Source organism: Novacetimonas sp. GS1, from assembly GCF_036686925.1.
GTDB classification, from domain to species: domain Bacteria; phylum Pseudomonadota; class Alphaproteobacteria; order Acetobacterales; family Acetobacteraceae; genus Novacetimonas; species Novacetimonas hansenii.
Map to the genome: position 1 here is coordinate 2,370,001 of NZ_VSZP01000001.1, position 26,347 is coordinate 2,396,347.

The window sequence follows — 26,347 nt, forward strand, 5'->3', positions numbered from 1 at the left end:
CCATCCCGCCCAATGCCACCCTGCCGCCGTTTTTTCAGGAACATATTGTGCGTCCAGTCTCTCTCTGCATTCCGGCCCTCCTGCTGGCTGGCCTTGTTACCACACAGACCGCTCGGGCCGATGACGCATTGGGACAGCCCATGGCCCGGCTTTGCTTCTCGGTGCAATCTGTTGCCGTGGCAGGGGGGTATACATGGGGTAAGGGGCGGCTGTTTTATGGAACGCACTCCTACCCCGTGCGAATCCGTGGCGGCGGCGCGGTTGGCATCGGCTATTCACATGTCCTTGGTGATGGGGCCGTCTATAACCTGACACGCCTGCCGGACCTCAATGGCACCTATTGGGCGGTCAAGGCAGAAGCCACCGTGGCACGCGGCGGTCATTGGGCCGTGATGGAAAACAACAACAACATCAACATAAAAATTTCCGCCCATACCAACGGCGCCCATCTTTCCGCCGCGGTGATGCGTCTTACCCTTAAAGTGGACCCGACGCGGGGCGACAATGTGAGTGGGGAAGGTCTGTCCTGCAAGGTGGCGCTGTCGCAATATCACCTCCGCTAAGGTCGGGCCTGCCTGCTGACCCGTCCCCTGTATCGCCGGATGGGGATGGGATATGATTGGGTTTTACCCCAAGAAGAAGCAGGTTTTTTATGAGTGATATCCCCCGCGACCTGAACATCACCAAAATACTGGGGGGACGTCCTTCCCCCGATGGCAGCAAGGTCATTTTGGAAGTTGAGGACGCCAACGGTGCAAAACTGCATCTGTCTGTGCCGCCCGCACAACTGGTCAACTGCCTGCCCCTGTTTTCCAAGCTGGCTGCCGACAGTCAGGCCATTGGCGGTGGGACGCCAAACCCGGTTTATGAAATCACGCAATGGGAACTGGCGACCGACAGGACACGGCGCGAAGTGTTCCTGTCCTTCAGCATACCGCCGGGTGGACGGCTGACATTCCACCTTCCCCACCCTGCCCCAAAAGATATTCATGACACGCTGGGACAAATGCTCAAGGCACAGACGCAGGTCACATCCGCCACCCATTGACGGCGTTTACGGCTGTATTGCCATTATGGAACCGAAAGCGTGCTGTCCTGCCGCATCAGGACGTCGCGATACAGGCCAGGCATGTTTTCAAGTTCGGATACACTGCCGTCCTGCACAATCCGCCCGTGGTCCATCACCACGATCCTGTCGAACCCCTGCAAGGTAGACAGACGATGGGCCACGGCAATGACCGTGCGCCCCGCCTGCAGACGATCAAGCGCATCCTGCACATGCTTTTCACTCTGGCTGTCCAGGGCACTTGTCGCTTCGTCAAGGACAAGGATCGGGGCATTGCGTAAAAACGCGCGTGCAATGGCAATGCGCTGACGCTGACCGCCCGACAACATGACGCCCCGTTCCCCCACGATGGTGTCGAACTTCTGCGGCATTGCCATGATAAAATCGAGGCATCCGGCAGCGGAAGCAGCAGCAGCGACCTCTGCATTGCTGGCACCGTCACACCCGTATCGGATGTTGTCGCGCACGCTACGACGCAAAAGCGCGACCTCCTGCGCGACGACCGCCATGCAGCCACGCATACTGTCTTCATCAAGTGCAAGAATGTCGATCCCGTCAATCAGGATCTGGCCCTCCTGCAGGAAACGCTGCCGTTGCAGCAGGGCCAGCAAGGTACTTTTCCCTGACCCCGACTGCCCTACAAGCCCGACCCGGCTGGCTGCACGGATATCAAGGTTGAAATGCGACAGGACCGGTTTACCACCAGGATAGGAAAAGCATGCATCGCGTATGCTGACATGGCCATGCGCGCGTTGCGGGAGGCTGCGTGACGGCGGGGGATGACTTGACGTTTCATGCGCCAGCAGAAGCTTTTCCAGTGTTTCTGACAGGCGGGAGACATGCTGCACCGCTTCCACCAGGGCGAAAGCGAGGTCACGGGTGCAGTTAAGGATGACAAACCCCAGCGTCGTCACCATGACCACATCACCGATGGTGGCGCGATGCAGATGCCACAACGTCACAACCCAGATTAGCAGGCCACCAGTCATCAACATCGTCAGGCCGGCGTGAAACATCCGCAGTTTTTCAAGATAGCGTAGCGAACGGCGATGTAATCCCGTCTCGTGCCGGATACGCTGGCCCATACGCCGGCACTCCCGCACGGTCATGCCATATGCACGCACCAACGGCATGTTATTGACAATGTCCAGCATCTCGCCATCATTTTCCGCAGCCTGCGCGGCATAATCCCGATGCAGGCCGCGCCCCCGTGTCCCCAGCAGGAAAATCAGGATGGCCGCCCCCACTGTCATGCCCACGATCGACAGTGCCATCCATGGGCTGACGGTCATCAGCATTGCGATGGACATGATGATATTCAACCCGGACGGCAGCAGGGTCCATGCCGTAAGGTTTTCAAGGCTGAAAACCGCATTCGCCGCCGTGGAAATCCGGGCGGACAGGGCACCGGACATACGTTCGGCGAAATAGGCGACCGAATGCCCCGTCAGGTAACGGAACAGGTCACGACGGATATCGCCCCCGACCTCGACAAACAGGCCCGACGCCATCCAGCCCGCCACCCGCCATGCACAGCCATCCACGAAAATGACCCCGCAGAACGCCACGACCATGGACCATACCACCATCATGTCCGGGCGGGGGGACGCCGCCATGGCATTGACCAGATGCCGGATGATGTAGGACGTACTGACGCCGCACGCCATCGCAAGTGTGACCATCCCCAGGACCAGCAGATGTGCCCACAGGTGGCGACGGACGTAATACGCCATAACCCGCGCCGGATGATGGCGCAGACCTGGCATCGCACCATCGGGAATGGTCACGTCGTCGGAAGGCGGCGTCTTGTCCATAATATGTCCCTACTGCGTGGTGGTTCCACTCGCCTCATGAACGGTTGCGGTCGCAAGGTGCGTGGCAAGCGCACTGGGAATGCGGGGATCCTTGTCCTTGCTGACGGAAGGCGGCGTCAGATACAGCATGCCCTGAGGAAAGGCCATGAGAACTTTCCTGTTACGCAGGAAATCCATGCCCAGAAGGTTGTATTTCGCCTTCTCTACATTCACATCAAGGGACCGGTCCTTCCATTCCCCGATCGTCACATTGTCAAAATGGTGCCGATGCCCGACAAGAATGCGACCAACCACGGTACGCACATGCGGGTCTGCATGCAGCGTGGCATGGGTCAGTCCCAGGGCATGCGCATCCTTTTGCCGCACGACCGACGCATTTGACCCCGGCTCCACCTCCAGCCGCAGGGGAACGCCCCCGACCTGCAGCTCCACCCCGGTCTGCACCCCCCGGCCATTGGACAGCAGCGTAACCGGCGTGGCGTCCGGCCCAAGCCATTGCGGCATCGTGTTGCAGGACGCCGTTTCCGACATGCGGAAAAGAACCATCCTCTTTGTCACGAAATCAAGCAGCACATCATAATTGCTCAGGACACTATAGCCGATGATGCCCAGAACAGGCTGGTCGCCTATCATCTCCTGCCTGTCCCCGACCACAATAGCCGGCACATCCGCAGCTTCCCCCTGTGCGATGTGCAAGGATTTGATCGTGGTTGCAAAGGAATAGCTCTGCCCGGCAATGGTCTGGATCTGGAAGGTCTTGCCAATGGGATAATCCATCGTGGGGACGGCAAACACCCCGATATCTTCCTGCGTGAAACTGACATAGGCCACCCCGGACTTGCCATTGATCACCACGGGAATGACCGGGCTGCCACTGTGTGACATCAGCGGCACATTCATGACATGGGCCACGCAATGCGCAGGCAGCACATTATCGATCATATCTTCGGCGTGGGCTGCCACATGTCCACCGACCATCAGGCAACATAATGCAAGCAGACCGCCCGCCCTGCCCCGCCATGCATGCCAATAACTGCCGTCAGCGGCGGGATTGCGGTGGGAAATGAAGGAAGGTGGCAACGGGTCATCGCGACCCGGACGGTTGAGATGGCTGGAGGACATGCTGCACGAGGGGGCTTTGCTGCGTTTGGAGATCACAGCAGCCTAGCACGAAATGCCCGCAGTGGCAGGCCATGAAATCCCCCACCCCGCAGACCGTCGCATGATCGCGCAGGCGACATAGTGACAGTCACCCTGCGACAATCATCCTGCGGCGGTTATCCAGCGGGTTGCCCTGCCATGGAAACTTTTATCATTGTTATCGGCGGGATATTTCAGACTGCCCCGTGGCGCATGCACAAACCCGCAGAGACAACCGCAGGGCGCACCCCATCAGTTCCCACGCATGGGCGCATGTGTAGTGGGACATTTTGCACCGCCTGCCCGGGCGGGGCCGTCATGACCGGAAGGCGCGATACCGACACGGCATAGGCAGTATCGATACCCCCGGCAAAAAAGAACCCCAGCGCACTGAGTACCATGCCCCGCATGTCGTGCCTCCCTGCCTGAAATGACGCTATCCCCCACAAACGCCCGGAAAGGAAAATCGTTTAGTCCCGACAGTAAAAATACGACCCGCAAGGAGCCACACGGATCAGCCTTCTGGCTTCATACGCAATATCCGCTTTATCCGTGCGAAGATTTTCAGACGCATCCCCAGCATCCAGACCTGCAGGCTCCATCCCCGCGCCTGATGATTGAATGGCCCCCTGCCCCCACGCACCCGATCGGATGGATGGAACAAGGTGGGTTCACACAATTCGACAGCACGCTGGTCACGCGTCAATTGTCGTTCCATACCCAGTTGACTGACACACCAGCCGATAACACCAGGCATGAAGCGTGTGGCCAAGGAAAAAAGTTCGGTCGTGCCTGTAATGAAAAGTTCGGAATGGTTGCCACGCGACGCCAGCCAGATCCCCTCGGCCGCCACCTCCGGCTGATAGATCGGCTTGGCTGGGCGCGCGGGCCATCCCATATGGCTCAGCGCATGGCTGAAAAATGGCGTATTCATCGCCGCGGGGAAAACAGAGCATATGCGCACATGGCTTTTTTCCAGGCGCAACTCCCCACGGATCGCCTGCGTAAAGGCACGCACCGCCCCCTTTGCCCCAGCATAGGATGACAGCAGCGGCACACCATGGAATGCAATGGCGGAACAGACATTGACAATGGATCCCTGTCCGCGTGCGCGCATGTGCCGCAATGCAATGCGCGTCCCGTTAACCGTGCCGTGATAGGTCACATCGGTCACACGCTGGAATTCATTTTCACGCACATCATCGAAACGACCATAAATGCCGGTCCCCGCGCAATTGATCCAGACATCCACAGGACCGAGTTGCGCAATGATCCCATCCGCCGCCGTGCCAAGCGCCACAGTATCCGTCACATCGGCTTCCGCAATGGCGACATCCCCACCCTGCGCACGCACATCCCGCGCCGTTGCCTCCATCGCGGCCATCCCCCGGGCGATGATGCCGACATTCCATCCATGGGTAGCGAACAGCCGGGCCGTGCATCGACCAATCCCAGATGAACCGCCAGTGATGATGACAACTTGTTTTCTGGAATCGTACAATTTACCAACCTTGACGAATTTTACAGGTAAAGCCCCAAAGGATGACCCCACCGGGCATAGTCATACATGCAAGGCATGCACATCATGCCCCCGTGTCACCATTCACAGGAAAATAAAGTAGAAAATATGGCCACGCGCTCAGAACATGGCCGGGAAAGGCAATCAAGCCCTCCCTGCGAGGCATCAGGGCTCTTCTGGTGAAGATTTTTCACAATACCTCACCAGGCATCATATTGCCAAATATCCCGCTCCCGAAAACCTTCAATCCCGGTCAGCGGATTATTCCGGCTCTCTTTTTCAGGTCTATTCTACCATAAGGAGGCGATGTTACCCTCCTATATTCACCCCCACGCAATGAATACGAAATGTCCCTGTTCAGGAGGCGGCGCAATCGGCACGACTGTCTGCCACGGCCGAACGCCATAGCGAAAATGCCACCGCAATGACGGCCGGCCCGATAAACAGCCCCAGCAGACCGCAGGCATGCAGCCCCCCCAGGATGGCGGTCAGGACAGCAAGAAACGGAATTTTGGTATTCCCGCTGATCAGCTTGGGACGCACGAAATGATCGCCGAAAAAATAGGCCATACATCCGATAAGCCCGACAATCAGCGCGGCCCCGCCCCCGCTTGCGGCAAAGGTCGTGGCAGCCGCCAGCGCAAGGATCACAGGCCCGCAGAACGGCACGATGCTGACAATGGCCGTCACCAGCATGAACAGTGCCGGATGCGGGGTGCCCGCCATGAAATAGCCGATCCCGATGATGCCCCCTTCCCCCATCCCGACCAGGACAAGACCTGCAACCGTTCCACGCACAGAACTAACGATATTGTCGATGGCATCGGTGGCACGACGGCCAAGGAATTTCTTGCCGACCGCACGGATATCGCCAATCAGGCTTTCAGCGGATACCAAGAAGAAATAGACGGACAGGACCGCAATCATGAAGGTTTCGGCAACCTCCATCAGGCGATGAGTCAGGTTTTTCCCATCAGCCGTGGCAAATGTATGCGAAACAGACCCCAGCCAGGTGCGCAGTTCGTTCGGGTCCGACAGATATTTTTGCCACAGGGGAGCGATCTTTGAACTGCCACCCGGAAGGTCGGCCACCTGCTTTGGAACCGGGATTCCCGTCTGTGATGCCGATTTGGCCCAGTCATAGAGTGACGGCAGGTCCGCCACCGCCTTTGCCACCATGGCCACCAGCGGAACCGCCAGCAATGCAAATATCCCGACGCTGATGACCAGTGACGCCACCATATTGCCGCATCCGCGCCGACGCAGGACCTGATAGAGGGGAAATGCCGTAATCGACAGGATGATGCCCCATACGAACGCCCCCAGAAAGGACTGCTCGATATACAGCGATGCCATGATGACGAGGCAGACGAAGACCCCCGTGGCAACATACTGAACCCGCGACGTGTTTCCCATGGATCATGGTTTCCTGATATTTCGGCAAGGACGGCACTGTATTACGGATACGATTACCATATCCCGAAGACAGGCGCGAAAATACCCACCGCCGTTCCCTTCGGCGGTGGGCAGGGCTTATTCCCGCAGGTCCCCACGCCCGACCGCGATATAGGTGAAACCGGCGGCCTTGGCCTCCTCGGGTCCATAGATATTGCGCAGGTCCACAAGGACAGGTGTACGCATCAGGCCGTATATTTTTTTCAGGTCCAGCGCGCGCAGGGACTCCCACTCCGTCACGATGGCCACCGCATCCGCCCCGGCAACCGCCTGATAAGGATCCTGGAAATAGGTCACATCGCCCATGACCTCACGTGCATGTTCCATCCCGGCGGGGTCGAACGCATGCACCACCCCCCCTGCATCACGCAGGGTCTGGATGATGGCAATGGACGGGGCATCACGCATGTCGTCGGTACGCGGTTTGAACGTCAGGCCCAGCACAGCGATGATGCGGTCACGGATTTCCCCGCCACAGGCGGCGACAATCCTGCGCCCCATCCTGCGCTTGCGCCGTTCATTGACATCGGCCACCGCCTCCACAATGCGGCTGGGGACATCATAATCCTGCCCCGTCTTGATCAGCGCCCTGACATCCTTGGGAAAGCATGACCCGCCAAAGCCCGGACCCGCATGCAGGAATTTCGGCCCGATCCGCTTGTCCAGCCCCATGCCACGCGCAACGTCCTGCACGTTGGCGCCGGTCTTTTCACAGATATCGGCGATTTCGTTGATAAAGGTAATCTTGGTCGCAAGGAATGCATTGGCTGCGTATTTCGTCAATTCCGACGTACGGCGATCCGTGAACAGCAGCGGTGCCTGATTAAGGAACAGCGGACGATAAACCGCAGCCATAACCTCCCTCGCACGCTCATCCTCCACGCCCACGACGATACGATCGGGAATCTTGAAATCCCCGATCGCGGCCCCCTCGCGCAGGAATTCCGGATTGGATGCCACGGAAAATTCCACATCGGGACGCAGCGAACGCACAAGGCGCTCCACCTCATCACTCGTACCGACAGGGACCGTCGATTTCGTGACGATGACCGCGTACCCCTCAAGGTTCTGCGCGATCTCCCGCGTGACCTGATAGACGAAGGTAAGGTCCGCATGCCCATCCTCCGGGCGTGACGGCGTACCAACGGCGATGAAGATCACTTCGGCGTCCTTCATGCCGACCGCCAGGTCATGTTCGAAGGACAGCCGCCCCGCCGCCACGTTGTCGGCCGTCAGTTCCGCAAGGCCGGGTTCGTATATGGGCATGCGTCCGGCGCGCAGCCCCTCGACACGACGCAGATCCCTGTCGATGCAACGGACCTCATGGCCAAAATCAGCAAGGCACGCGCCTGATACCAGACCCACGTAGCCTGCCCCGATGACGGCAATCTTCATCCGCTGTCAGTCCCTTCACAATCTCTTTTGTCTGGCTTAATCAGCACGGAGGCCTCGTCCTGACAAGAGGTCGCGCGGCGACCCGCGACTGCGCAATTTTCCGTAACATCGTGTGTTCGCAGCCCCCGAACGCATATGCCCCCGCCCGCGTTATGCCCCCGCGCCGCCTGCCACCATTCCTTCACAGCGGAAAGTCGCCCACCGATGAGTCATATCCTCAGCCTTCTGGGCAACATGCTGTTTGGTCTTGTCGGCCTCATCCTCGCTGGAATTGTGATGATCGAAGGCGTCCTAGCCGCAATGATGGACACCATCGGCGTGCATGGACAGGCGCAGCGGGCCGTGCTGACCATCGTGCTGATCGCGCTCATCATCGCCGCGTTCCGTGTCTTTGGCCGGATGTTCGGACTGCTGGCGGCGCTTTTCCTGATGCTTGTGCTGCTACAGGCGTTGTTTGGCGATCCGGCGGATGGCGGTCGCACGCACGACCATCATGCCGAAGCATCGAGTGCCGCCTGGAGGATATAGGCCGCCGCCACCTTGTCCACCACCTGTTCACGGCGCTGTCGGGTCATGTCCACATCCTGGATCAGCATGCGGTTCACCGCCGAGGACGACAGGCGTTCGTCCCACATCGCCGCAGGCAACCCGACCTGTTGCGACAGGTTCATCATCCAGTCACGCGCGGCCTGCGCCGCCGGGCCAAAGCTGCCATCAAGTGACAGCGGCAGCCCCCCCACCAGCGCACCGACATCGTGGCGCCGTGCCAGTTCCCCGATCTCCACCGCGACAAGGGACAGCTTGCGCCTGCGCACCGTGGTGCATGGCGACGCCAGCATGAGCGAAACATCGGACAGCGCGATCCCGATCGTTTTCTGACCGGGATCGATCCCCATCAGGCGTTGTCCGGGCCGCAGGGCCAATCGCAATTCGGGTATGTTGAACAGGGGCATGGTCTGGGGCTATTATCCTTGGACGTTCCTGCGCGCAGGATATTCTTACCCCGTCACGATGGAAAGTTATTGCTTCATGTCGCTTGATCCCGCGACCGTCCGCCGAATTGCCCGGCTGGCACGGATTGGTATTGACGAATCCGACCTGCAGTCCCTGCCAGGGGAACTGAACGGCATCCTCGGCTGGATCGAACAGCTCAACGAGGTCAATGTCGATGGTATCGCCCCCATGGTCGGGACCGAAACCGCGGTCCTGCGCATGCGCGAGGACGTCGTGACGGATGGGAACATACGCGATGCCGTCCTGTCGAACGCCACCGATACGGCTGGCCCCTATTATACCGTGCCCAAGGTGGTTGAATAATGCTGACAGAACTGACGATCGCCGCAGCGCATGACGGGTTGCGCCGGCGCGAATTTTCCGCATCCGAACTGGTTGGCGCGCATGTCGATGCGATCGGGCGGCTTAATGGACGGCTCAACGCCTTCATTACCGTGACCTCGGAACAGGCACTGGTTGCGGCAAAGCGTGCCGATGACCTTCTGGCGAGCAAGGATGCCCCGGCCCTGACGGGTATCCCGCTGGGGATCAAGGACCTGTTCTGCACCAATGGCGTGCGCACCACCGCCGCAAGCCGGATGCTGGAAGAATTTGTCCCGCCATATGAAAGCACGGTGACGGCAAACCTTCTGCGTGATGGCGCAGTGTTCGTGGGCAAGACAAACCTTGACGAATTCGCCATGGGTTCAGCCAACATCACCTCGGCTTTTGGCGCCGTCGAAAACCCATGGAAGCGTGAAGGCGATGCACAGACCGCCCTTGTGCCCGGCGGATCGTCTGGCGGGTCGGCTGCGGCTGTCGCGGCGGGCCTTGCCATGGGCGCAACGGGCACGGATACCGGTGGCTCCATCCGTCAGCCTGCCGCCTATTGCGGGATTGTCGGGCTGAAGCCGACCTATGGCCGGTGCAGCCGCTGGGGCACCATTGCGTTCGCAAGTTCGCTTGACCAGGCCGGGCCGATGGCCCGCACGGTGGAAGATTGCGCAATCATGCTGCAATCCATGGCCGGGTTCGACCCCAAGGACAGCACCAGCGTCGATCATCCGCTTGATGACTATCGCGCTGCCTGCTCCACCAGCCTCAAGGGCATGCGCGTGGGCATTCCGCGCGAATACCGGGTGGAGGGAATGCCCGCAGAAATCGAGGCATCATGGCGTCAGGGGATTGAATGGCTGCGTGATGCGGGCTGTGAAATTGTCGATGTGTCCCTGCCACACACCAAATACGGGCTTGCGACCTATTATATCGTCGCCCCTGCGGAATGTTCGTCCAACCTGGCCCGGTATGACGGTGTGCGCTTCGGACGCCGGGTTGCGGCGCCGACACTCGATGAAATGTACGAAAAGACCCGGCGCGAAGGCTTCGGCGCCGAAGTCCGCCGCCGCATCATGGTCGGGACCTATGTCCTGTCTGCGGGCTATTATGACGCCTATTACCTCAAGGCGCAGAAGGTCCGTTCCCTGATCCGTCGTGATTTCACCGAAGCCTTTGAGAAGGTTGACGTCTTGTTGACACCGACTGCCCCTTCCCCGGCCTTTGCGCAAGGCGAAAAGACGGACGATCCGGTCCAGATGTACCTGAATGATGTGTTCACCGTTCCCGCCAGCATGGCCGGCATGCCCGCCATGTCGCTACCGGTCGGGCTGAGTGAGCGCAAGCTGCCGCTGGGGCTGCAACTGATCGGCCGCCCCTTTGATGAAAAAAGCGTTCTGGCGGCGGGCCATGCGCTGGAACGGGCCGCGGCGTTCACGCATCGTCCCACCATCCGTGCGGAGGGCGTGTGATGTCCTACCTGATCGAAGGCAAGACCGGGACGTGGGAAATCGTCGTGGGCCTGGAGGTCCACGCGCAGGTCATCAGCAAGTCGAAGCTGTTTTCCGGGGCGTCGGCCACCTATGGTGGTGATGCGAACACCCATGTCAGCCTGGTTGATGCGGGTTTTCCCGGCATGTTACCCGTCATCAACCGCGAATGCGTGGCGCAGGCCGTGCGCACGGGCCTGGGCCTGAAGGCGCGCATCAACCTGCAAAGCCGTTTTGACCGGAAAAACTATTTCTACGCCGATCTGCCCACCGGCTACCAGATCAGCCAGTTCACCCACCCCATCGTGGGGGAAGGCACGGTGGAAATCGAACTGTCCGATGGGACAGTGCGCCATATCGGGATCACACGCCTGCATCTGGAACAAGATGCCGGCAAGTCGATGCATGACCAGGACCCGACCCGATCCTTCATCGACCTGAACCGCGCGGGGGTGGCGCTGATGGAAATCGTCAGCGAACCTGACATCCGCTCCCCCGAGGAAGCTGGTGCCTACCTGCGCAAGTTGCGCATGATCCTGCGCTATCTTGGCACCTGTGATGGCAACATGGAGGAAGGCTCCATGCGTGCGGACGTCAACGTTTCCGTACGCAAGAAGGATGAACCCTTCCGCACACGATGCGAAATCAAGAACGTCAATTCGATCCGGTATGTCATGCATGCCATCGAGGTCGAAGCCGCGCGGCAGGTGGAGATATGGGAAGCAGGCGGCAGTGTCGATCAGGAAACGCGCCTGTTCGACCCGTCACGTAACGAGACCCGATCCCTGCGCAGCAAAGAAGACGCCCACGATTACCGCTACTTCCCCGATCCGGACCTGCTTCCGCTCGTGATCGGGGAAGAATGGGTGCGTAATTTGGAAAAGGGCCTGCCGGAGCTGCCCGATGACAAGCGCGACCGCTTTGAAAAAGAATATAAAATCCCACATTACGATGCCAATGTCCTGGTGGCGGAGCAGGCGATCGCGGATTATTATGAAACCGTGGCCCGTGGTCGTGATGGGCGATTGGTGGCCAACTGGGTTACAGGGGACCTGTTCGCGGCATTGAACAAGAGCAGTCGCCATATCAGCGACAGCCCGATTTCAGCGCAGGCACTTGGCGGTATGCTGGACCTTGTCGCAGACGGCACGATCAACGGCAAGATCGCCAAGGAAGTCTTCGAAGATATGCTGGAGACCGGTGACAGCGCCGCTGATATTGTCGAACGCAAGGGCCTGAAGCAGGTCACGGATACGGGGGCCATTGATACGGTGGTTGCCGACATCATGACCAAGCACGCTGACAAGGTGGCAGAATACCGCAGTGGCAAGGATCGTTTGTTCGGATTCTTCGTCGGACAGGTGATGAAAGCCATGGCCGGAAAGGCCAATCCGGCCCTCGTGAACGAGGCGCTGAAAAAGGTTTTGTAAAAACTGGATATTTTTTTCATTTGAACGTTTGACGGCGCTGCCGGAACCAGCTACAAGCAGCGCTGCAAACGCCGTGTAGAAATATACGCTTTTCCCCGGCGGAGGGGTGGCCGAGAGGCTGAAGGCGGCGGTTTGCTAAATCGCTGAACGGGGTAACTCGTTCCGTGGGTTCGAATCCCATCCCCTCCGCCAATTTCCCCTGACATACAGTGACAGCAGTTAACGATCCCTCGGGATGTCTGCCGTTTTATCGCCTTCTGATCTGACATACGACGGCATGGAAAGCCGCCGAAGGACAGATACGATGGGGTATTCATGCCGACGGATACCGCGATCCGCGCGTGCAAAGCCAAAAGACGGATTTTACAAGCTCTCCAATGCTGAGGGGCTTTTCAGCCTCTCGAAAAAGAGCAGCGGCCTGCCATCATCACTCTGGATGATCTGCGGGGAATGCGCTTGCGGCGCTGGTGATCCGACTGTCAGGGCCGTCCAAATACATCCGGCACAGCATGATCCCTTCGCCCTCCCGATGCGCCTTTACAACGAGCAGACCACCATCCCCATCATATCAAAGAGATTTACGCATTATCCGCCCGCAGATGGAAAAGGGTAATTTCAGATGGCCTGCCAAGCCGCAGCGCAAATCCCGGCCACAATCCGGTACCATTACTGACATACAGCGTCATACCACCCAGATCATAACGCCCAGACACAAAACCGCTATTCCCACGTGCAACAAGGCGATCAAGGCCGAAAATCATCCCGCCATGCGTATGCCCCGACAGTTGAAGGGCAACGCCCAGCTTGGAAGCGGTATGTGCATCACCAGGTTGGTGATCAAGCAGCACAACCGGCGCACCAGCGGGAGAACCTGCAAGGGCAGCAACCAGATCCGGACCAGCCTGCCCATGCCCTGGTGCCGAGCGGTCAGTCACACCAGCGCATACCAGTTCGGCCCCTTCCCTTGTGATAACCACATGCCGGTTAAGCAGCATATGAAACCCCAATTCCGACAGGTGGTGCATCCAGTCATCATAATCGAAGAAATATTCATGGTTGCCCGGTATTGCCAGAACGCCATCCGGCGCATGAAGTCGTGCAAGCGGCGCCACATCAGCACAGCGCATGGCGACCGATCCATCAATAAAATCTCCGGTCACGACAATCATGTCCGCACCGGTCGCATTGGCGCGCTCCACAACCGATGCAGCCCAACTTGCAGGAAACAGCCGACTGATATGCATGTCGGTCAACTGAAGCAGCCGATATCCGTCAAACAAGGGCGAGAGGCCGGGAATGGTGACAGTCACGTCCCTGACCGGTGGCACCCTTATCGCATTGGCCACACCAATCGCAGCAAGCCCACCGGCAATTCCCCCCACCGCCGCCCGCGCACCGACAGGAATATAAACCGGCTGCCATGTTACCAACGCAACAGCCAGCGCACCAAAATCAAGCACGACCTGCAATAGCGTAAGGAAGAGAAGCGCCCCGAAGGCCCAATTGAACAGAATAACAAAAGGACGGGGAAATTCCGGTGCAAAGACTGAGCCCGAGGAAAGCCGGGACCAGTAGTGATAAAGTGCCGCCACGACCACCAGTGCAGCCGCAAGCATTTTCACCCCAAAAGGTAGAGGCAAAGGCCACAGCCAGTTCAGGATCACGATCAGCAGGGGCAAACCAAAAACAATAAGGCGCATTACAATCCATATCCTTGCATTGGGACATAGGGAACGTGTTTCGCCCCCTGCATACGGGCCACGCATATGCGCAAAATACCTGCGGGGTGCCAGAATTATATATTATGCCATAGGCTTGGCCGTTTCAGGAGAACTTATCCCCGGGCATCTGCGCGTTTTTATGCCCATGGCGCCGCAGGATACGCGCGATCAAGCACATATATACGCGTAACCGTCAGCCCCTTGATATAGCGGCATATCCAAAAAAAAACCGCCCCGAAGGGCGGTTATATTCAGTCATGGGGCATCATCGGGCATGTGCTGCCCCATAACAGGTTTGCGGAACCGCAATATCAGGCTGCAACCTCGGCAGGCGGCACCATAACTGCAACAGGAGCTGCGACGTGTCCCGGTTGTGCTGCGAGCAATTCCACTGCCGCCAGATAAATGGCGCTGAACCCGCAAAATAATCCTTCATATCCGGCAATAACCGTCAACATGGGCTGCTCAAGGATTTCGGCAAGGCCGAGCAGCAGAAACAATACTGTCAGGCTGGAAAACACCACCTGATGCATGCGCGAGGCACGCAGCGTGCCAATCGTCATAATGGCAGTAAACAGGCCCCACATCAGCAGGTAGCTGCCCATCAAGGCAGGTGATGAGGGTGCCACCAATCCCCAGTGCGGCAAGAACAGCAACACAACGAGGGACAGCCAGAAAGCGCCATAAGACATGAAGGCCGTCATGCCAAATGTATTTCTGTTTCCGTATTCCAGCAGGCCGGCGACAAACTGCGTCGCCCCGCCGAACACCAATCCCATTGCAAGAATAGCTCCCCCCATGGGAACGATGCCTGAATTATGCAGGTTAAGCAGGACAGTGGTCATGCCAAACCCCATCAACCCCAACGGGGCAGGATCTGCTTTTGCCGAATTATGGGTCATGCCGCAATTCCATTCCATGGCGGATAAATCATGACAAAACATGTCACGATCAGCCCGACCCGGCATATTAAAATCTATCTTAGAGAACGTCAGGAAATAACCCATTCATAAAACCCGACAAAGGGTCTGGCGGACGCGCGCCTTTCAAATGGCAGCCCCCCCTGAAGTCCTGGGGGAAAAGCTGCACCAGACCCTGGTTCCTGATTTCAGGCTGTTTGCGCACTTATCCCATTTTGGACAAGCAGTTGGCGCAAGGCCATGATAACCGGAAAAACTTCCTGATTCCGATCACCGCCCTGCTCCTGCCATGCCCGCTGTTCAAGTTCGACAATTTCGCGATCCTCAGCAAAGACACGTTCCGTAAAGGCAACCAGCAACGGCCATGCCAGATCCAGTATGAACGGAACCTTCAACCGGCGTATGGACAACAGTCCAAAGACACGGTTGGTTTGTTCCTCGCGATCCTGCGGCACATACGCAATCCACAGGTCCATGACCGGTTCCTCAACGCCCTGCGTCTCGATCCGCAATGCCTGATATGGATATTGCGTACGGATGGTCATGACATCGCGATAGGCAAAATTGCGCCCTTCTTTCCGACGCTGCCCATAAATCAGGGCTTCACTCAGGGGTTGCTTGCCGGCCATACGCGCAAAGGTATAGCGCGCCTCCACAAAATCATGACCACGTTCCATGCCCAGGAACCGGGGTTTCATACTTCCGACCAGACGGCTGTGCAGGACCTGATGGTTCATGTCCATCAGGTTTTCATGCATGAAACTGTAATGGCATTTCACAATTTTTCCAAAACGACGCGTCCGATAATGCGGATCGCGCACACGTGGAATATCCGGCAGAGGCACACTATCGGACTTTTCCATCGGTCCCATGAAAACAAAAATCAGCCCGTCCTTTTCCTGACAGGCCCATGTGCGCAGTCGGGGCAGATCATCTTCGATTTTCATATCCGGTGAAAAACACTGTCCACGTCGGCTATATTTCAGCCCATGATATGCACAGCGCACAAAATCCCCACATACATCTCCTTTGCTCAGAGGAACCTGACGATGGGGACAGACATCATCAAGCGCAAAGATCGCACCGGCCTCTGGCCTGACCACGACAATCGGCTGCCCTGCATAACGTACCCCGATCGCCCTGCCCCGACGCAGTTCACGCGACCAGGCAACGGGATACCAGAAATCAGGGTTACTCCGCACACGCCGGATATCATGGGGCAGACGCGGCATCCGCACCGGCGCGGTTATGTCCGATATAATCCGTGCCATACTCGCTTCAATGCCTCCCACAATATCGGCCACACGGGACCTGGGGTGGCGCAGTCAGAAAAGACGTTATTTTTCGTATGATTTTCATAAAACTGCAACGCGTGGATGCGTTACCTGCCATATCGCCATGGCACGTGGCTTCCTGCCTGATGGGCATAGGCTTCTCCCGCCTTCGGCACATCCCGTCCGACGGCTTGGCAAATGACGATGGCAGGTCTCCTGGCTCACGGATCATGGCCTGCCGGTTCCTGCCTTCCCATTCCCTTGATCGTGGAAACAGTGACCTACCCCATGGGGGTAAATGAACCGGCGACATACCGCCTACAGTTGCGGGAGCAGCCTCCGACTTGGCTCCCGGGCTTATGACCCGGCCGGAGCATGACGGCGTTCCCTGTTAGCCCGCTCGCACGGGACCATCGACTTGATAGAAGTTGATAGTGCCTGCATTTTTCCGCCAGATGCAAGATATCCTGAAGATTTTTTCGAAATGCATTCGCAGATCAGTCCCTGCCCCGCAAATGTCCTGAAAGGTTTTTGCAAACAATAATCCGGGGAAATAACGGATTCGTACAAAAACAGCCCGGATTACATCAAGATGCCTTATCGACGGAGTTCCCACGGAATGACAGCATCCCCGATCCGCCTGACCGTTACCCCGTACACTGCATGCATGATATCATCATCCAGCACCTGTGTTGCAGGGCCATGTCGAATGATGGAGCCATCATCCATCAGCACAAGTTCATCGCAAAACCGCGTCGCCAGCACCAGATCATGCAACACAACGACAATCCCCTTACCTTGTGCGGCCTGTTCACGGAAAAGCTGCATCATGGACAGGGCATGGGCAGGGTCAAGGGCGGCAATCGGTTCATCCGCCACAACAACAGACGTATCGGTCGCCAGCGCACGCGCGAGGTTCATACGCGCCCGCTCTCCACCCGAAAGATGACAGGCCGGACGGGCAGACAGGTCCAGCAGGCCTGTTGCCTCCAGCGCACGTTGCACCGCAGGATGCCCTATCGCATGCATGTTGGCCTGTCCATGTGGCAGGCGCCCAAGTGCCACCAGATTACGGACGGGCATCGGCGGCGGCATTCCACCATCTTGCGGGATAAAGGCCAGTTGCCTTGCCCTCATTGCGGGGGGGATCTGCCCCATGTCACGCCCAAGAAGCTGGATCTCCCCACAATCGGGGGTCTGTAACCCCGCAAGCATACGCATGAACGTGCTTTTCCCCGCCCCGTTCGGTCCGATCAGGCCCACAACCCGCCCCCGTTCCAGGGTCAGGGCAGCGGCGGAAACGACAGCCCGTTCCCCCCGTCTGAGCGAGACGCCGCACGCATGAAGCAAGCTCATGGGCTGCTCCTTTTAAGGATGATGACACGGGCGAAAAAAACCGGCGCACCAACCAATGCCGTCAATACGCCAAGCTGTAGTTCAGGCCCGCTTGCCACCAGGCGCACAACCATATCCGCCGCCAGAAGCAACAGTCCGCCCCCCAGAAAGGACGGCACAAGCAGGCGTGAAGGCTGGTGCCCCGTCAACGGGCGCAACAGATGCGGCACCACCAACCCCACAAAGCCAATCGCACCGGAAACCGCCACACACGCCCCAACGGCAAGAGCCGCGCCAAGCACGACGCGCGTCTGTATCCCCCATGGAGCATGAAGCCGGAACCCAAGGCTTTCCGCCACATCCGTACCCAGCGCCAGCGCATCGAGCGCACGTGCGCAGGACAGCATAAACAGCGTGCCACACACCACACCGGGCAGGCAGATCCAGACATGGGTAAAGGTCCGGTCAGTCAGTGACCCCATAAGCCAATGCATGATTTCAAAGGATGCATACGGACTGGGGACAAGGTTCAGCACCAGCGCCGTCAGCGCGGCGGTAAAACTGCTGAGTGCCGCCCCCGCCAGTAAAAGCACCAGTGTCCCGCCACGCCCCACCACCCCCATCAGCACGGCAGCCGCGCACAGGGCCCCCGTCAGGCCACCAAGCGGCAGGGCCGCAATGGAAAGCTGCATGAGGCCGGTATAAAACACGCATACCGCACCAAGTGCCGCCCCACCCGATACGCCCAGAATACCGGGGTCCGCCAGCGGGTTTCGCAGATATCCCTGCAGGACCGCACCCGACAGGCCCAGTGTGCCACCCACCATAATGGCCAACAGGGTGCGCGGCAGACGCAGTTGCGCCACGATGATCGCACCGGCCGTATGTCGCCCCGCCATCAGGTCCGCCAGTGCATGCGAAAACATGATGCTGGTTTCCCCCCACATCAACGACGCCCCGAACAGGCCCACCACCCCAAGCAGCAGCAGCGTATTGAGCAACAGGGTTCCATGCCCGAACTGTTTCACTGTAGGATTCCAAGATGACCGCGGGCAGCACGCAGCATCGCCACTGCATCCAGTGTCTGTGGCAGGCCACATAGCCACAGGCGCGCTGGCAGGTCGAGATGATGCGCACCGGCAAAGGCCTGCCGCAATGCAGGATGGTCAAGCATTGATTGTGCAAGGGAACGCCCCCGTCCCGAACGGTCGAGGACCAGCAGGTCGGGCGGATGCGCGATCAGCACCTCCATAGGAAAGCGTGAAGACCCTTCATGCCCCATGACGGTTGCATAATTACGCAGGCCCGCATGGGCAAGGACATCATCAGGCAACGAACCCGCATGGGTTACGAACCCGTTGGCGGCATAGACCGCAGCCGTGGGATCGGTGGCAGACCGTCCCGATGGAAAGGAGGCAAGGCGCAGCGCAAAGGCGCCAGCCAGTTCACGCCCACGTTCGGGCACACCAATCGCACTCGCCACGATCATGATCTGTGAGGCGATATCCGTCAGTGATTTTGCTGGTGGCAGGGTAATGACCTTCGCCCCGCTTTCCCGTGCAGCCTGCATGGCCAACGTCGCTGTATAGACACCACCCAGCACGACATCGGGATGGGCGGCCACGACATTTTCCGAGGTGGGCCGCATCACTGGCACGCGCGCGGCCTGCGCGCACAATACCGCGTTCCAGCAGTCGCGCGCCAGTGGTGTAATCCCCACGACCTGTCCCGGTGCGGCCAATAACAGCAGCAACTGGTCCGTGCAAAGGTTGAGCGACACCACACGCGCCACAGGCTGCGCCCGTGCCGCCATCGGGACACAGGCAAGCATCCCGGCGACAAATCCCGCAAGCATCCTTTTCATGTCAATAATTCAGCATGAAACCACCATAACCGGCACGACCGGGCTGCAGATAGCCAATCGGGTCCTCGAACTGGCGGTTCAACAGGTTGTCCGCACGGGCATAAACGGAAACATAGCGGTTGACCTTATAATTGGCAGCCACATCAATGGTGAAATATCCATGCCCCCTGGCGCAAACGCTGCATGTCGCCCCGCCGATGACCGGCACATCGCGCCAGGCACTGGTATACAGGATATTGCCCGAAAATGTCAGGTCGCGGATTGGTGTCCATGTCGTATTGAAATTGAACTTGTGCTGGGGACGGCGCTGAAGCTCGGCGCCGTCCGTTGCATCGCGGGCATGTGTCCAAGTATAGCTCAGATTGAATTCCAGGGTATTCAATGCCTTCCAGTTCAGGAAAGCTTCCACACCATACATCCGGGCCTTGGCAACATTGGCATAGGAATAGGTATAATTATACGATGAATCCACTGATACGGAAGACTGGATCAGGTTCCGGACCCTGTTGTCGTACCATGTTGCCCCAAAATTCAGATGATCGTGCAGCAATTTCTGCTCCACCCCCGCATCATAACCGATCAACTGCTCGGCTTTCAGGTTCTGATTGCCTTTTTCCGAATATCCGGCGCCCACCTGATTGGCAAATAGCTGATATAGCGATGGGCCATGAAAACCCGAACCGGCGCTGGCCTTGATAATGGTGCCGGTTCCCGGCACATGGATCGCAGGGGCAACACGCCACGTCACATGGTTGCCATAACGTGAGTTGGCATCATAACGAATATTGGCCGCACCATACAGAATATGGTTCCAATTCCCCTGATACTGTCCATAACCCGCGGTCGTATCCATGCTGGCGGATGTATTATATCCGCTGTCCCACATGCTGGCGGCGGTATGGCTGGTATTGAACGTATCGTGGAAATGTTCCGCCCCGATCAAGAACTGTCCATATTTTTTTAAATTGAATGTTCCGTGCCAATCCACTTTCAACCGGCTGGAACGGTAATAATCAGGATCGGGATTTATGGGGCTACCATCACTGGTGCCTGCCTCTGTCCAGCGGTTGCGATTGGTCATGTATCCAAGGCCAAGTACCTGATCGAACATGCCATGAAAGGAAACCAGATGCGCCGTTCCTCGCAAGATGGCCTCATTCTGGCTGTTCTGTTCCCGCACACCCCTGTCCCCATAAGCGTTCTCGCTTTGCAGGTCATATAATGAATAGGAATGGTTATTATTCTGTATAAGGCGTGCAGTCAGGCCAAGGTCAAAATTATGGGTAATGTCATATCCCAGCCGGATATTGGCCCCCCGGTTGTCATTGCGGTTGCCCTCGTGTCGCTGTTGTCGGTCGGCGCCGTAATACCGTTCAATATAGGCAGGGATATTGTTGAACCCATCCATACGGTAATGGGAAAGTTCAACATTGTAATGAAAACGCCCCTTGCTGCCGCGCGCGCCAAAAGTCTGGTTGAAAGTACCGTATCCGCCCCCTTCGACACGGACGAATGGTCTGAATCGTCCTTCCCCCTGCGCCGTGGTGATGTCGATCACGCCCGCCATGGCATCCGCACCGTAAAGGCCGCTTTGCGGACCACGCAGGATTTCGATGCGCCCCATACCATCAGTCACGAACTGCCCCGCATCAAACGCGCCTGATGCCGAACTGCCATCATTGATATCCATGCCATCAAGACGGACCTTGACCTCATTCGCATTATTGCCCCGCATGAAAATAGAGGACGCCCCCCCAGGGCCACCCGTCTGTACCACATTCAGGCCCGGCTGGCGCGTCAGGATATCCGTCAGGCTGCGTCGCTGCTGTGTCTGGATCTGTTTTTCGGTGATGATGGTCATGCTGGTGCCGATATCATCAACGGCAGTCGGCCGCCGCGCGGCACTGACACTGATAAGTTCTGGAATCCCGTCCCCTCCGGGTGAAATGACAACCCGGGATTTCTTATCCTGCACGACATAACCGGTTGCTGGCGGTTTTACCTGCCCGCCCAGATCATCAGCATACGCGATGCCGCCCCGTATTGTAACGAACATGGTCGAGGCAATCAGAAGATTACGAAAAAATATCATAGAATCCAGGTCTCGCGGTCACATCATCGTTGCCACGAGAGCGTGCTGCCACCCCAGGTTTCGATCCGTGCGAAACCCCGTAACACCACACCGCCAGGACGCCCCGCCCAACAGTTCCCGGTCGCAACCACTAAGGACGGCAGGTCTCCTGGCTTGCGGCTTGGCATCATGCATAACCTTCCCGAAAACCGTGGTTTTCAGTGGCCCGGACCGTTACATCCGGTAATGCAAAGACATACCGCTTACAGTTGCGGGGACAGCCGAAGCATTGGATGGTAATTCCGCACTTCGTTCCCTTTTAATCCCTCCGGCAGAAGGAACCGTCGCACCTGTTCTGATCTGATGAACAATGCTTGTCAAGCAGGATTCAATTTTGTGATACCCTGTCACGATCATTATCATTTTGGATTATATTTCCCGGCATTCAGGATATCCCCTGAACACGACGCAGTCGCACGACATGGCAAGAAACATCCTGTCGTGACATGGACTTAAAAAAGACCATGCCGCTTGAGGCATGCCACGCACCTGATTCTTAATTTCCTATAATCTTCATATATAAGCATCTATCATCATAAATCAGAATGTAATGCTGCCATGCAGGCCGAAAATGGCCTCGTTACCAACATGACGGTTATAGGAGACACCATAATCACGCACCCCGCCCGAAGGATGCCATACATATTGAAAATCCGGCTGCATAACCAGCCAGGGAGTTACCTGCGCCTGATAGGTCAGTTCGAGATGATTTTCATTCCCTTGCACCGGGCTGTAAGTACCAGTCTGTGCCACATTGCGGTCGAACTGACGCTCCCCCGAACTGGCGCGGCCAATCCCCCAGCCCAGCCCGAGTGTGTCATTGGCACGGCCACGGAATGGGGCCTTCAGGTTGAAGCCTGCATCCATTGCAAAGCTGATCAGGTTACGATCGCCACCATTGCCCGTGGCACGCACAAACACCCCGACCGACCGGGCCGAGGTCAGTGACGGACGCCAGATCATCTGGTCAATGATGCCGTAGACCATCCAGTCCCCGCGGTCCCAGCGCGGAATCCCGGTGCTGTCATCAGCGCCACCAAGAGGCTTGCCCATGTTGTTATAGCGATAATCGGGGAATTTTGCGGTATCATAATACCCACCCAACTTGTACACACCCGGCAAGCCCGGATCCTTGGTTACATTCGACATATCAGCCGGCTGTGGGTTCAGTGCGTATTGCAATTCAGTAATCAGCAGGGCGCCTGTGCCCATGTTGAACTGTGTCCCGCTGCCATCATTAGTGACCTGATTTGTCGGATCCGCGCCGTTACCGCCATTCTGTATGGCAAAGGAATTGGTACGGTTACCTGGCGGATTATCATCGGCAGCCGCGAACATGAAGGTGAACTTCTCGCTTGGCCGGTAACGGACGCGAACGGCAGGCGAGGATAGTGGCCATGACGGACCACCGCCATACAGGTTGACCGAAGGCGCCATCGGCCAGCCAAAGTTTGAATTCAGGTAAAGAGATGCATAATCACTGATCAGGAATTCAGTATCAAGATCCTGCTGACCGATCTTTACATCCAGTTTCCCATTCAAAAAGGATTGCTGGTACCATAATTCAAACAGGCGGGTGGAGCGATCAGCCTCGAAGCCACTGATGGGATTGAAATTGGCAAGATGATCCTGCGAGATTGAACGCCCGCGTGTCTGCAACGCACTGACATTGAACAATCCGCCCTTCAGGCCAAACAGCTTTTCAGTATCAATGCTTAACGTCGGCATGGTCACACCGTCATAGGCCGGACCGGTGCCCGAACCTGATGCACCATCATTGGACGACGGCGTGCCGCCTGTGCCATTGCCCCAGACTTCATCAACCTCCTGAATATCAAAAGTGACACCATGCCTGTACAACCATGATCGTGCCCCCCACATATCGCCCAGCAGATTGCCGCTGGTGTCGAGCCTGTCATCCCCGGCAGCCTTTTCCTGCGCATCAGCCTGCGCGCGTTGTGAATCACGCACGGTCGCGGGGTCAATCTGTTCCACCAATGGTGTGGAATTGCCCAGCCGGGCGCGGTCTTCCTCAATCTGGGTCTGGGGGGCCTGAGCATAGGCATGTGAATATGCGGCAACGCTGCTTGCCAGAGTGCAATTGACAAAAAATGCACGGACCCTGCGCCGCGAAACGCAGGGGGAGCGGAAATAGATCATGAAAAGGAGCCTGTCAGGTGGCAGTGTTGGTAAAAAAAGCAACAATTCCAGATGCCGCCAGCCCCCGACCGGGAAACCGACCTGCACATCGCCATGACACGGCATTACAGAAGAAAATACATGAGACCTTGACCCGCCTCCGGCTCAGCCCGCCCGGCGACAATCTGAACTCAACGGCAGGTCTCCTGACTTACGGGTCATCACGTCACATCCGCCTTCCCAACCGAAGTCAGTGGCTGCCACCAGATGGTAGCATGGTTGTAACATTCGCCGCCTACAGTTGCGGGGACAGTTGCTGACTGAACCCCCGGGGCGACTTCCCCAGCCGGAGTTGCACAGCATTCCCTTTTCACCCGTTCGCACGGGACCGTTGACTTGATAACCCGCTTTATAAAATTCTCTACCTTCAAAAAGCAAGGCTGCATATGCATTTCTTTTATGTCCCTTGCATACAGCCCACAAAACATATGACAAACCACCAAAACGTTGCCCTTGTAAAAAACATGGTGACAGGCATGCAGGTAAACCGCTTCGATGACCATGGTGATGATGATCCCCACGGACACAGCCTGCGGTACGGAGCCTTTGTCCCAAGACACCTTTTCATGCCATGGGCTTCAGTAACACTGATGCTCTGCCCCCCCCCTGCCGCTCAAACTCGCGCCCGTGGAATATCCGGCGGCACATAGCGTCAACACCATACGCGTCAGACCTTCTGACATAATCCGGATGGGCGCAGGAAATGCACTCAAGCACCCAACAAACAGATCGCTGATCAATGCATCATTTTGGATGACATCACTTGAAAAAATACTCAAAACCCAAATTAATTCACTGAAAATATTTATAAAATTATCCTTATTGCACTTCGTTAGCAGACGGACACTGCCAGACACTCCCCTGCTCTTTCCCATTCATCATTGCCATGGCTATTCGATCCCGCGCAGGTTGTATCGACGCCTGGCGGGCTCTGGCCCTACGATCAGCATGGCGGATGCGATCACGCGGGGGTAAGCTGTAATAAGCTTGAATTTCGTTAAAAAATCGAAATATATTGCCGCCTTATGACCTGACGATAAAATGTCAAAGGACTCTCATGTCTCAATCCGATGCCGAGGCGATAACAGAAGTCGAACACCGCAAGCATTTTGTTGCTCTCGACGGCCTTCGCGGTTTGGCAGCCATTTCCGTCGTCATCTTCCACTTTATGGAAATGGCTATCCTGGACTATACAAAGAATTTTATTGGACATGGCTTCCTGGCTGTTGATTTTTTCTTCTGCCTGTCAGGATTTGTCATGGGCTACGCTTATGATGACAGGATACGAACTCTTGGTTTCATACGTTTTGTTCGCCATCGCCTGATCCGGCTTCATCCCATGGTTGTGTTCGGTGCGATTCTTGGCCTTCTGGCTTTTCTGTTTGATCCTTTCATGCCGGTGCCTGCTTCTTATGGTGTCGGGCGCATCGCCATGCTTTTTTTAACAACACTTCTGGTTGTGCCCTATCCCACGATGGTAGAACGCACGCACAATCTCTTTGGCCTCAATGCACCAGAATGGTCTTTGTTCTGGGAATATATCGCCAGTATCGTATATGCGCTTGTTTTGTGGCGTGTCGCCCGGCCTGCACTTGGCGTTCTTCTCTGCATCGCAGCTCTGTGGCTGGGCATTTGTGGCTATCGTGATGGATGGATTTATAACGGATGGGATACAAATGGCTTCTGGACTGGTGCCGCGCGTGTCAGCTTTTCATTCCTGGCAGGTCTTTTCATTTATCGTTACCACCTCATATGGAAAAATAACCTACATTTCTATGCCATCGGTGCATTGCTTGTGCTGACGTTTGTAATGCCTTTCTTCTCGCATGAATGGCTTGCAGAAGAATTGGTCGTTTTTGTATTTTATCCATTACTCATCATGATGGGTGCGGGAATACATGTGTCCGGCGTTACGGAGAAGTTGTGTTCTTTTCTTGGCCGCTTATCTTATCCACTGTACATGACGCATTATGTCGCCTTATGGATTTTCATGAATTTTTACCAGCATCATACCATTGGTTACGGCATGACCGCATTCATTATCGGGCTGAGCGTGACATCTCTGACAATATTTGCATATGGTGTGATGCGATTTGTTGATGAACCCTTGCGACGTCGGTTACGGCATATGGAAAAATCATGACAACTATGCCGTGTTTCACCATACTCACCGCGTTACCTGTCCCCGCCAAAGCCGTTAATTACGATTTATCCTCTGCGCCCCGAAACATCTGACACATGCTGCATACCCAGTGAGGACAGCATGAT

General features: G+C 57.0%; 22 protein-coding genes, 1 tRNA gene and 3 riboswitches. Of the genes, 8 read left to right on the forward strand and 15 right to left on the reverse strand.

The features are described 5' to 3' along the window. Positions 1-47 precede the first annotated feature (47 nt). Positions 48-563, forward strand: a complete 516-nt coding sequence (locus FYB92_RS10500) for a hypothetical protein (protein ID WP_003619526.1) — start codon at positions 48-50, stop codon at positions 561-563. A gap of 89 nt (positions 564-652) precedes the next feature. Beyond that, on the forward strand, positions 653-1,048 hold the full coding sequence (locus FYB92_RS10505; protein ID WP_003619525.1) for a hypothetical protein: 396 nt from the start codon (positions 653-655) through the stop codon (positions 1,046-1,048). 23 nt (positions 1,049-1,071) lie between these two features. Here FYB92_RS10505 and FYB92_RS10510 read toward each other — a convergent pair whose 3' ends face one another. The 6 genes from FYB92_RS10510 to FYB92_RS10535 all read right to left on the reverse strand — a co-directional run bounded on the left by FYB92_RS10510 (position 1,072) and on the right by FYB92_RS10535 (position 8,389). Then, on the reverse strand, positions 1,072-2,880 hold the full coding sequence (locus FYB92_RS10510) for an ABC transporter ATP-binding protein (RefSeq protein WP_332828609.1): 1,809 nt from the start codon (positions 2,878-2,880) through the stop codon (positions 1,072-1,074). 9 nt (positions 2,881-2,889) lie between these two features. Further along, a complete protein-coding gene (locus FYB92_RS10515) occupies positions 2,890-4,002 on the reverse strand; it encodes a retroviral-like aspartic protease family protein (RefSeq protein ID WP_332828610.1) in 1,113 nt (370 codons plus the stop codon). A gap of 212 nt (positions 4,003-4,214) precedes the next feature. Continuing rightward, on the reverse strand, positions 4,215-4,430 hold the full coding sequence (locus FYB92_RS10520; protein ID WP_332828611.1) for a hypothetical protein: 216 nt from the start codon (positions 4,428-4,430) through the stop codon (positions 4,215-4,217). A gap of 104 nt (positions 4,431-4,534) precedes the next feature. Further along, on the reverse strand, positions 4,535-5,521 hold the full coding sequence (locus FYB92_RS10525) for an SDR family oxidoreductase (protein WP_075595585.1): 987 nt from the start codon (positions 5,519-5,521) through the stop codon (positions 4,535-4,537). Between the two features lie 375 nt (positions 5,522-5,896). Continuing rightward, positions 5,897-6,955 carry an AI-2E family transporter gene (locus FYB92_RS10530; RefSeq protein WP_332828612.1) on the reverse strand — a complete coding sequence of 353 codons (1,059 nt, stop codon included), beginning with the start codon at positions 6,953-6,955 and terminating at the stop codon, positions 5,897-5,899. 117 nt (positions 6,956-7,072) lie between these two features. Continuing rightward, complete coding sequence (locus FYB92_RS10535; RefSeq protein ID WP_003619519.1) at positions 7,073-8,389, reverse strand: UDP-glucose/GDP-mannose dehydrogenase family protein; 1,317 nt, start codon at positions 8,387-8,389, stop codon at positions 7,073-7,075. A gap of 204 nt (positions 8,390-8,593) precedes the next feature. Between FYB92_RS10535 and FYB92_RS10540 the strand changes: the two genes are divergently transcribed. Beyond that, positions 8,594-8,917 carry a hypothetical protein gene (locus FYB92_RS10540; protein ID WP_062809189.1) on the forward strand — a complete coding sequence of 108 codons (324 nt, stop codon included), beginning with the start codon at positions 8,594-8,596 and terminating at the stop codon, positions 8,915-8,917. On the opposite strand, the gene ruvX is transcribed toward FYB92_RS10540, so the two are convergent. Beyond that, positions 8,881-9,342 carry a Holliday junction resolvase RuvX gene (gene ruvX / locus FYB92_RS10545; protein WP_332828613.1) on the reverse strand — a complete coding sequence of 154 codons (462 nt, stop codon included), beginning with the start codon at positions 9,340-9,342 and terminating at the stop codon, positions 8,881-8,883. The genes FYB92_RS10540 and ruvX overlap by 37 nt on opposite strands. A 76-nt stretch (positions 9,343-9,418) precedes the next feature. Between ruvX and gatC the strand changes: the two genes are divergently transcribed. From gatC to FYB92_RS10565, 4 genes are all read left to right on the forward strand, one after another. Next, entirely contained in the window at positions 9,419-9,706 is a 288-nt protein-coding gene (gene gatC / locus FYB92_RS10550) for an Asp-tRNA(Asn)/Glu-tRNA(Gln) amidotransferase subunit GatC (protein ID WP_040511880.1), read from the forward strand. Continuing rightward, complete coding sequence (gene gatA, locus FYB92_RS10555) at positions 9,706-11,187, forward strand: Asp-tRNA(Asn)/Glu-tRNA(Gln) amidotransferase subunit GatA (protein ID WP_062809190.1); 1,482 nt, start codon at positions 9,706-9,708, stop codon at positions 11,185-11,187. Before gatC ends, gatA begins: the two co-directional genes overlap by 1 nt. Continuing rightward, positions 11,187-12,635, forward strand: a complete 1,449-nt coding sequence (gene gatB, locus FYB92_RS10560) for an Asp-tRNA(Asn)/Glu-tRNA(Gln) amidotransferase subunit GatB (RefSeq protein WP_332828614.1) — start codon at positions 11,187-11,189, stop codon at positions 12,633-12,635. The genes gatA and gatB overlap by 1 nt, the downstream gene beginning before the upstream one ends. 100 nt (positions 12,636-12,735) lie before the next feature. Continuing rightward, a tRNA-Ser gene (locus FYB92_RS10565) sits at positions 12,736-12,827 on the forward strand. 386 nt (positions 12,828-13,213) lie between these two features. Here FYB92_RS10565 and FYB92_RS10570 read toward each other — a convergent pair. From FYB92_RS10570 to FYB92_RS10605, 8 genes are all read right to left on the reverse strand, one after another. Next, a complete protein-coding gene (locus FYB92_RS10570) occupies positions 13,214-14,335 on the reverse strand; it encodes a metallophosphoesterase (protein ID WP_075631895.1) in 1,122 nt (373 codons plus the stop codon). 332 nt (positions 14,336-14,667) lie between these two features. Next, a complete protein-coding gene (locus FYB92_RS10575; protein WP_003619504.1) occupies positions 14,668-15,276 on the reverse strand; it encodes an acetate uptake transporter in 609 nt (202 codons plus the stop codon). Between the two features lie 188 nt (positions 15,277-15,464). Next, a complete protein-coding gene (locus FYB92_RS10580; protein WP_332828615.1) occupies positions 15,465-16,547 on the reverse strand; it encodes an aromatic ring-hydroxylating dioxygenase subunit alpha in 1,083 nt (360 codons plus the stop codon). A 191-nt stretch (positions 16,548-16,738) separates the two neighbouring features. Further along, positions 16,739-16,980, reverse strand: a riboswitch (cobalamin riboswitch). Between the two features lie 167 nt (positions 16,981-17,147). Continuing rightward, on the reverse strand, positions 17,148-17,906 hold the full coding sequence (locus FYB92_RS10585) for an ABC transporter ATP-binding protein (RefSeq protein WP_332828616.1): 759 nt from the start codon (positions 17,904-17,906) through the stop codon (positions 17,148-17,150). Further along, positions 17,903-18,889, reverse strand: a complete 987-nt coding sequence (locus tag FYB92_RS10590) for an iron ABC transporter permease (protein WP_040511878.1) — start codon at positions 18,887-18,889, stop codon at positions 17,903-17,905. Before FYB92_RS10590 ends, FYB92_RS10585 begins: the two co-directional genes overlap by 4 nt. Before the next feature lie 20 nt (positions 18,890-18,909). Next, the gene (locus tag FYB92_RS10595) at positions 18,910-19,749 is read right to left on the reverse strand and encodes an ABC transporter substrate-binding protein (protein WP_332828617.1); all 840 of its coding nucleotides are present in this window, start codon (positions 19,747-19,749) and stop codon (positions 18,910-18,912) included. 1 nt (position 19,750) lies between these two features. Then, positions 19,751-21,841, reverse strand: coding sequence for a TonB-dependent receptor domain-containing protein (locus tag FYB92_RS10600; RefSeq protein ID WP_332828618.1), 2,091 nt, complete (start codon positions 21,839-21,841; stop codon positions 19,751-19,753). A gap of 120 nt (positions 21,842-21,961) precedes the next feature. Then, a riboswitch (cobalamin riboswitch) is annotated at positions 21,962-22,181 on the reverse strand. 239 nt (positions 22,182-22,420) lie between these two features. Continuing rightward, entirely contained in the window at positions 22,421-24,040 is a 1,620-nt protein-coding gene (locus tag FYB92_RS10605; RefSeq protein ID WP_332828619.1) for a carbohydrate porin, read from the reverse strand. A gap of 157 nt (positions 24,041-24,197) precedes the next feature. Continuing rightward, positions 24,198-24,427, reverse strand: a riboswitch (cobalamin riboswitch). A 709-nt stretch (positions 24,428-25,136) separates the two neighbouring features. On the opposite strand from FYB92_RS10605, the gene FYB92_RS10610 reads away from it, so the two are divergent. Continuing rightward, a complete protein-coding gene (locus tag FYB92_RS10610) occupies positions 25,137-26,222 on the forward strand; it encodes an acyltransferase (RefSeq protein WP_332828620.1) in 1,086 nt (361 codons plus the stop codon). Positions 26,223-26,347 lie beyond the last annotated feature (125 nt).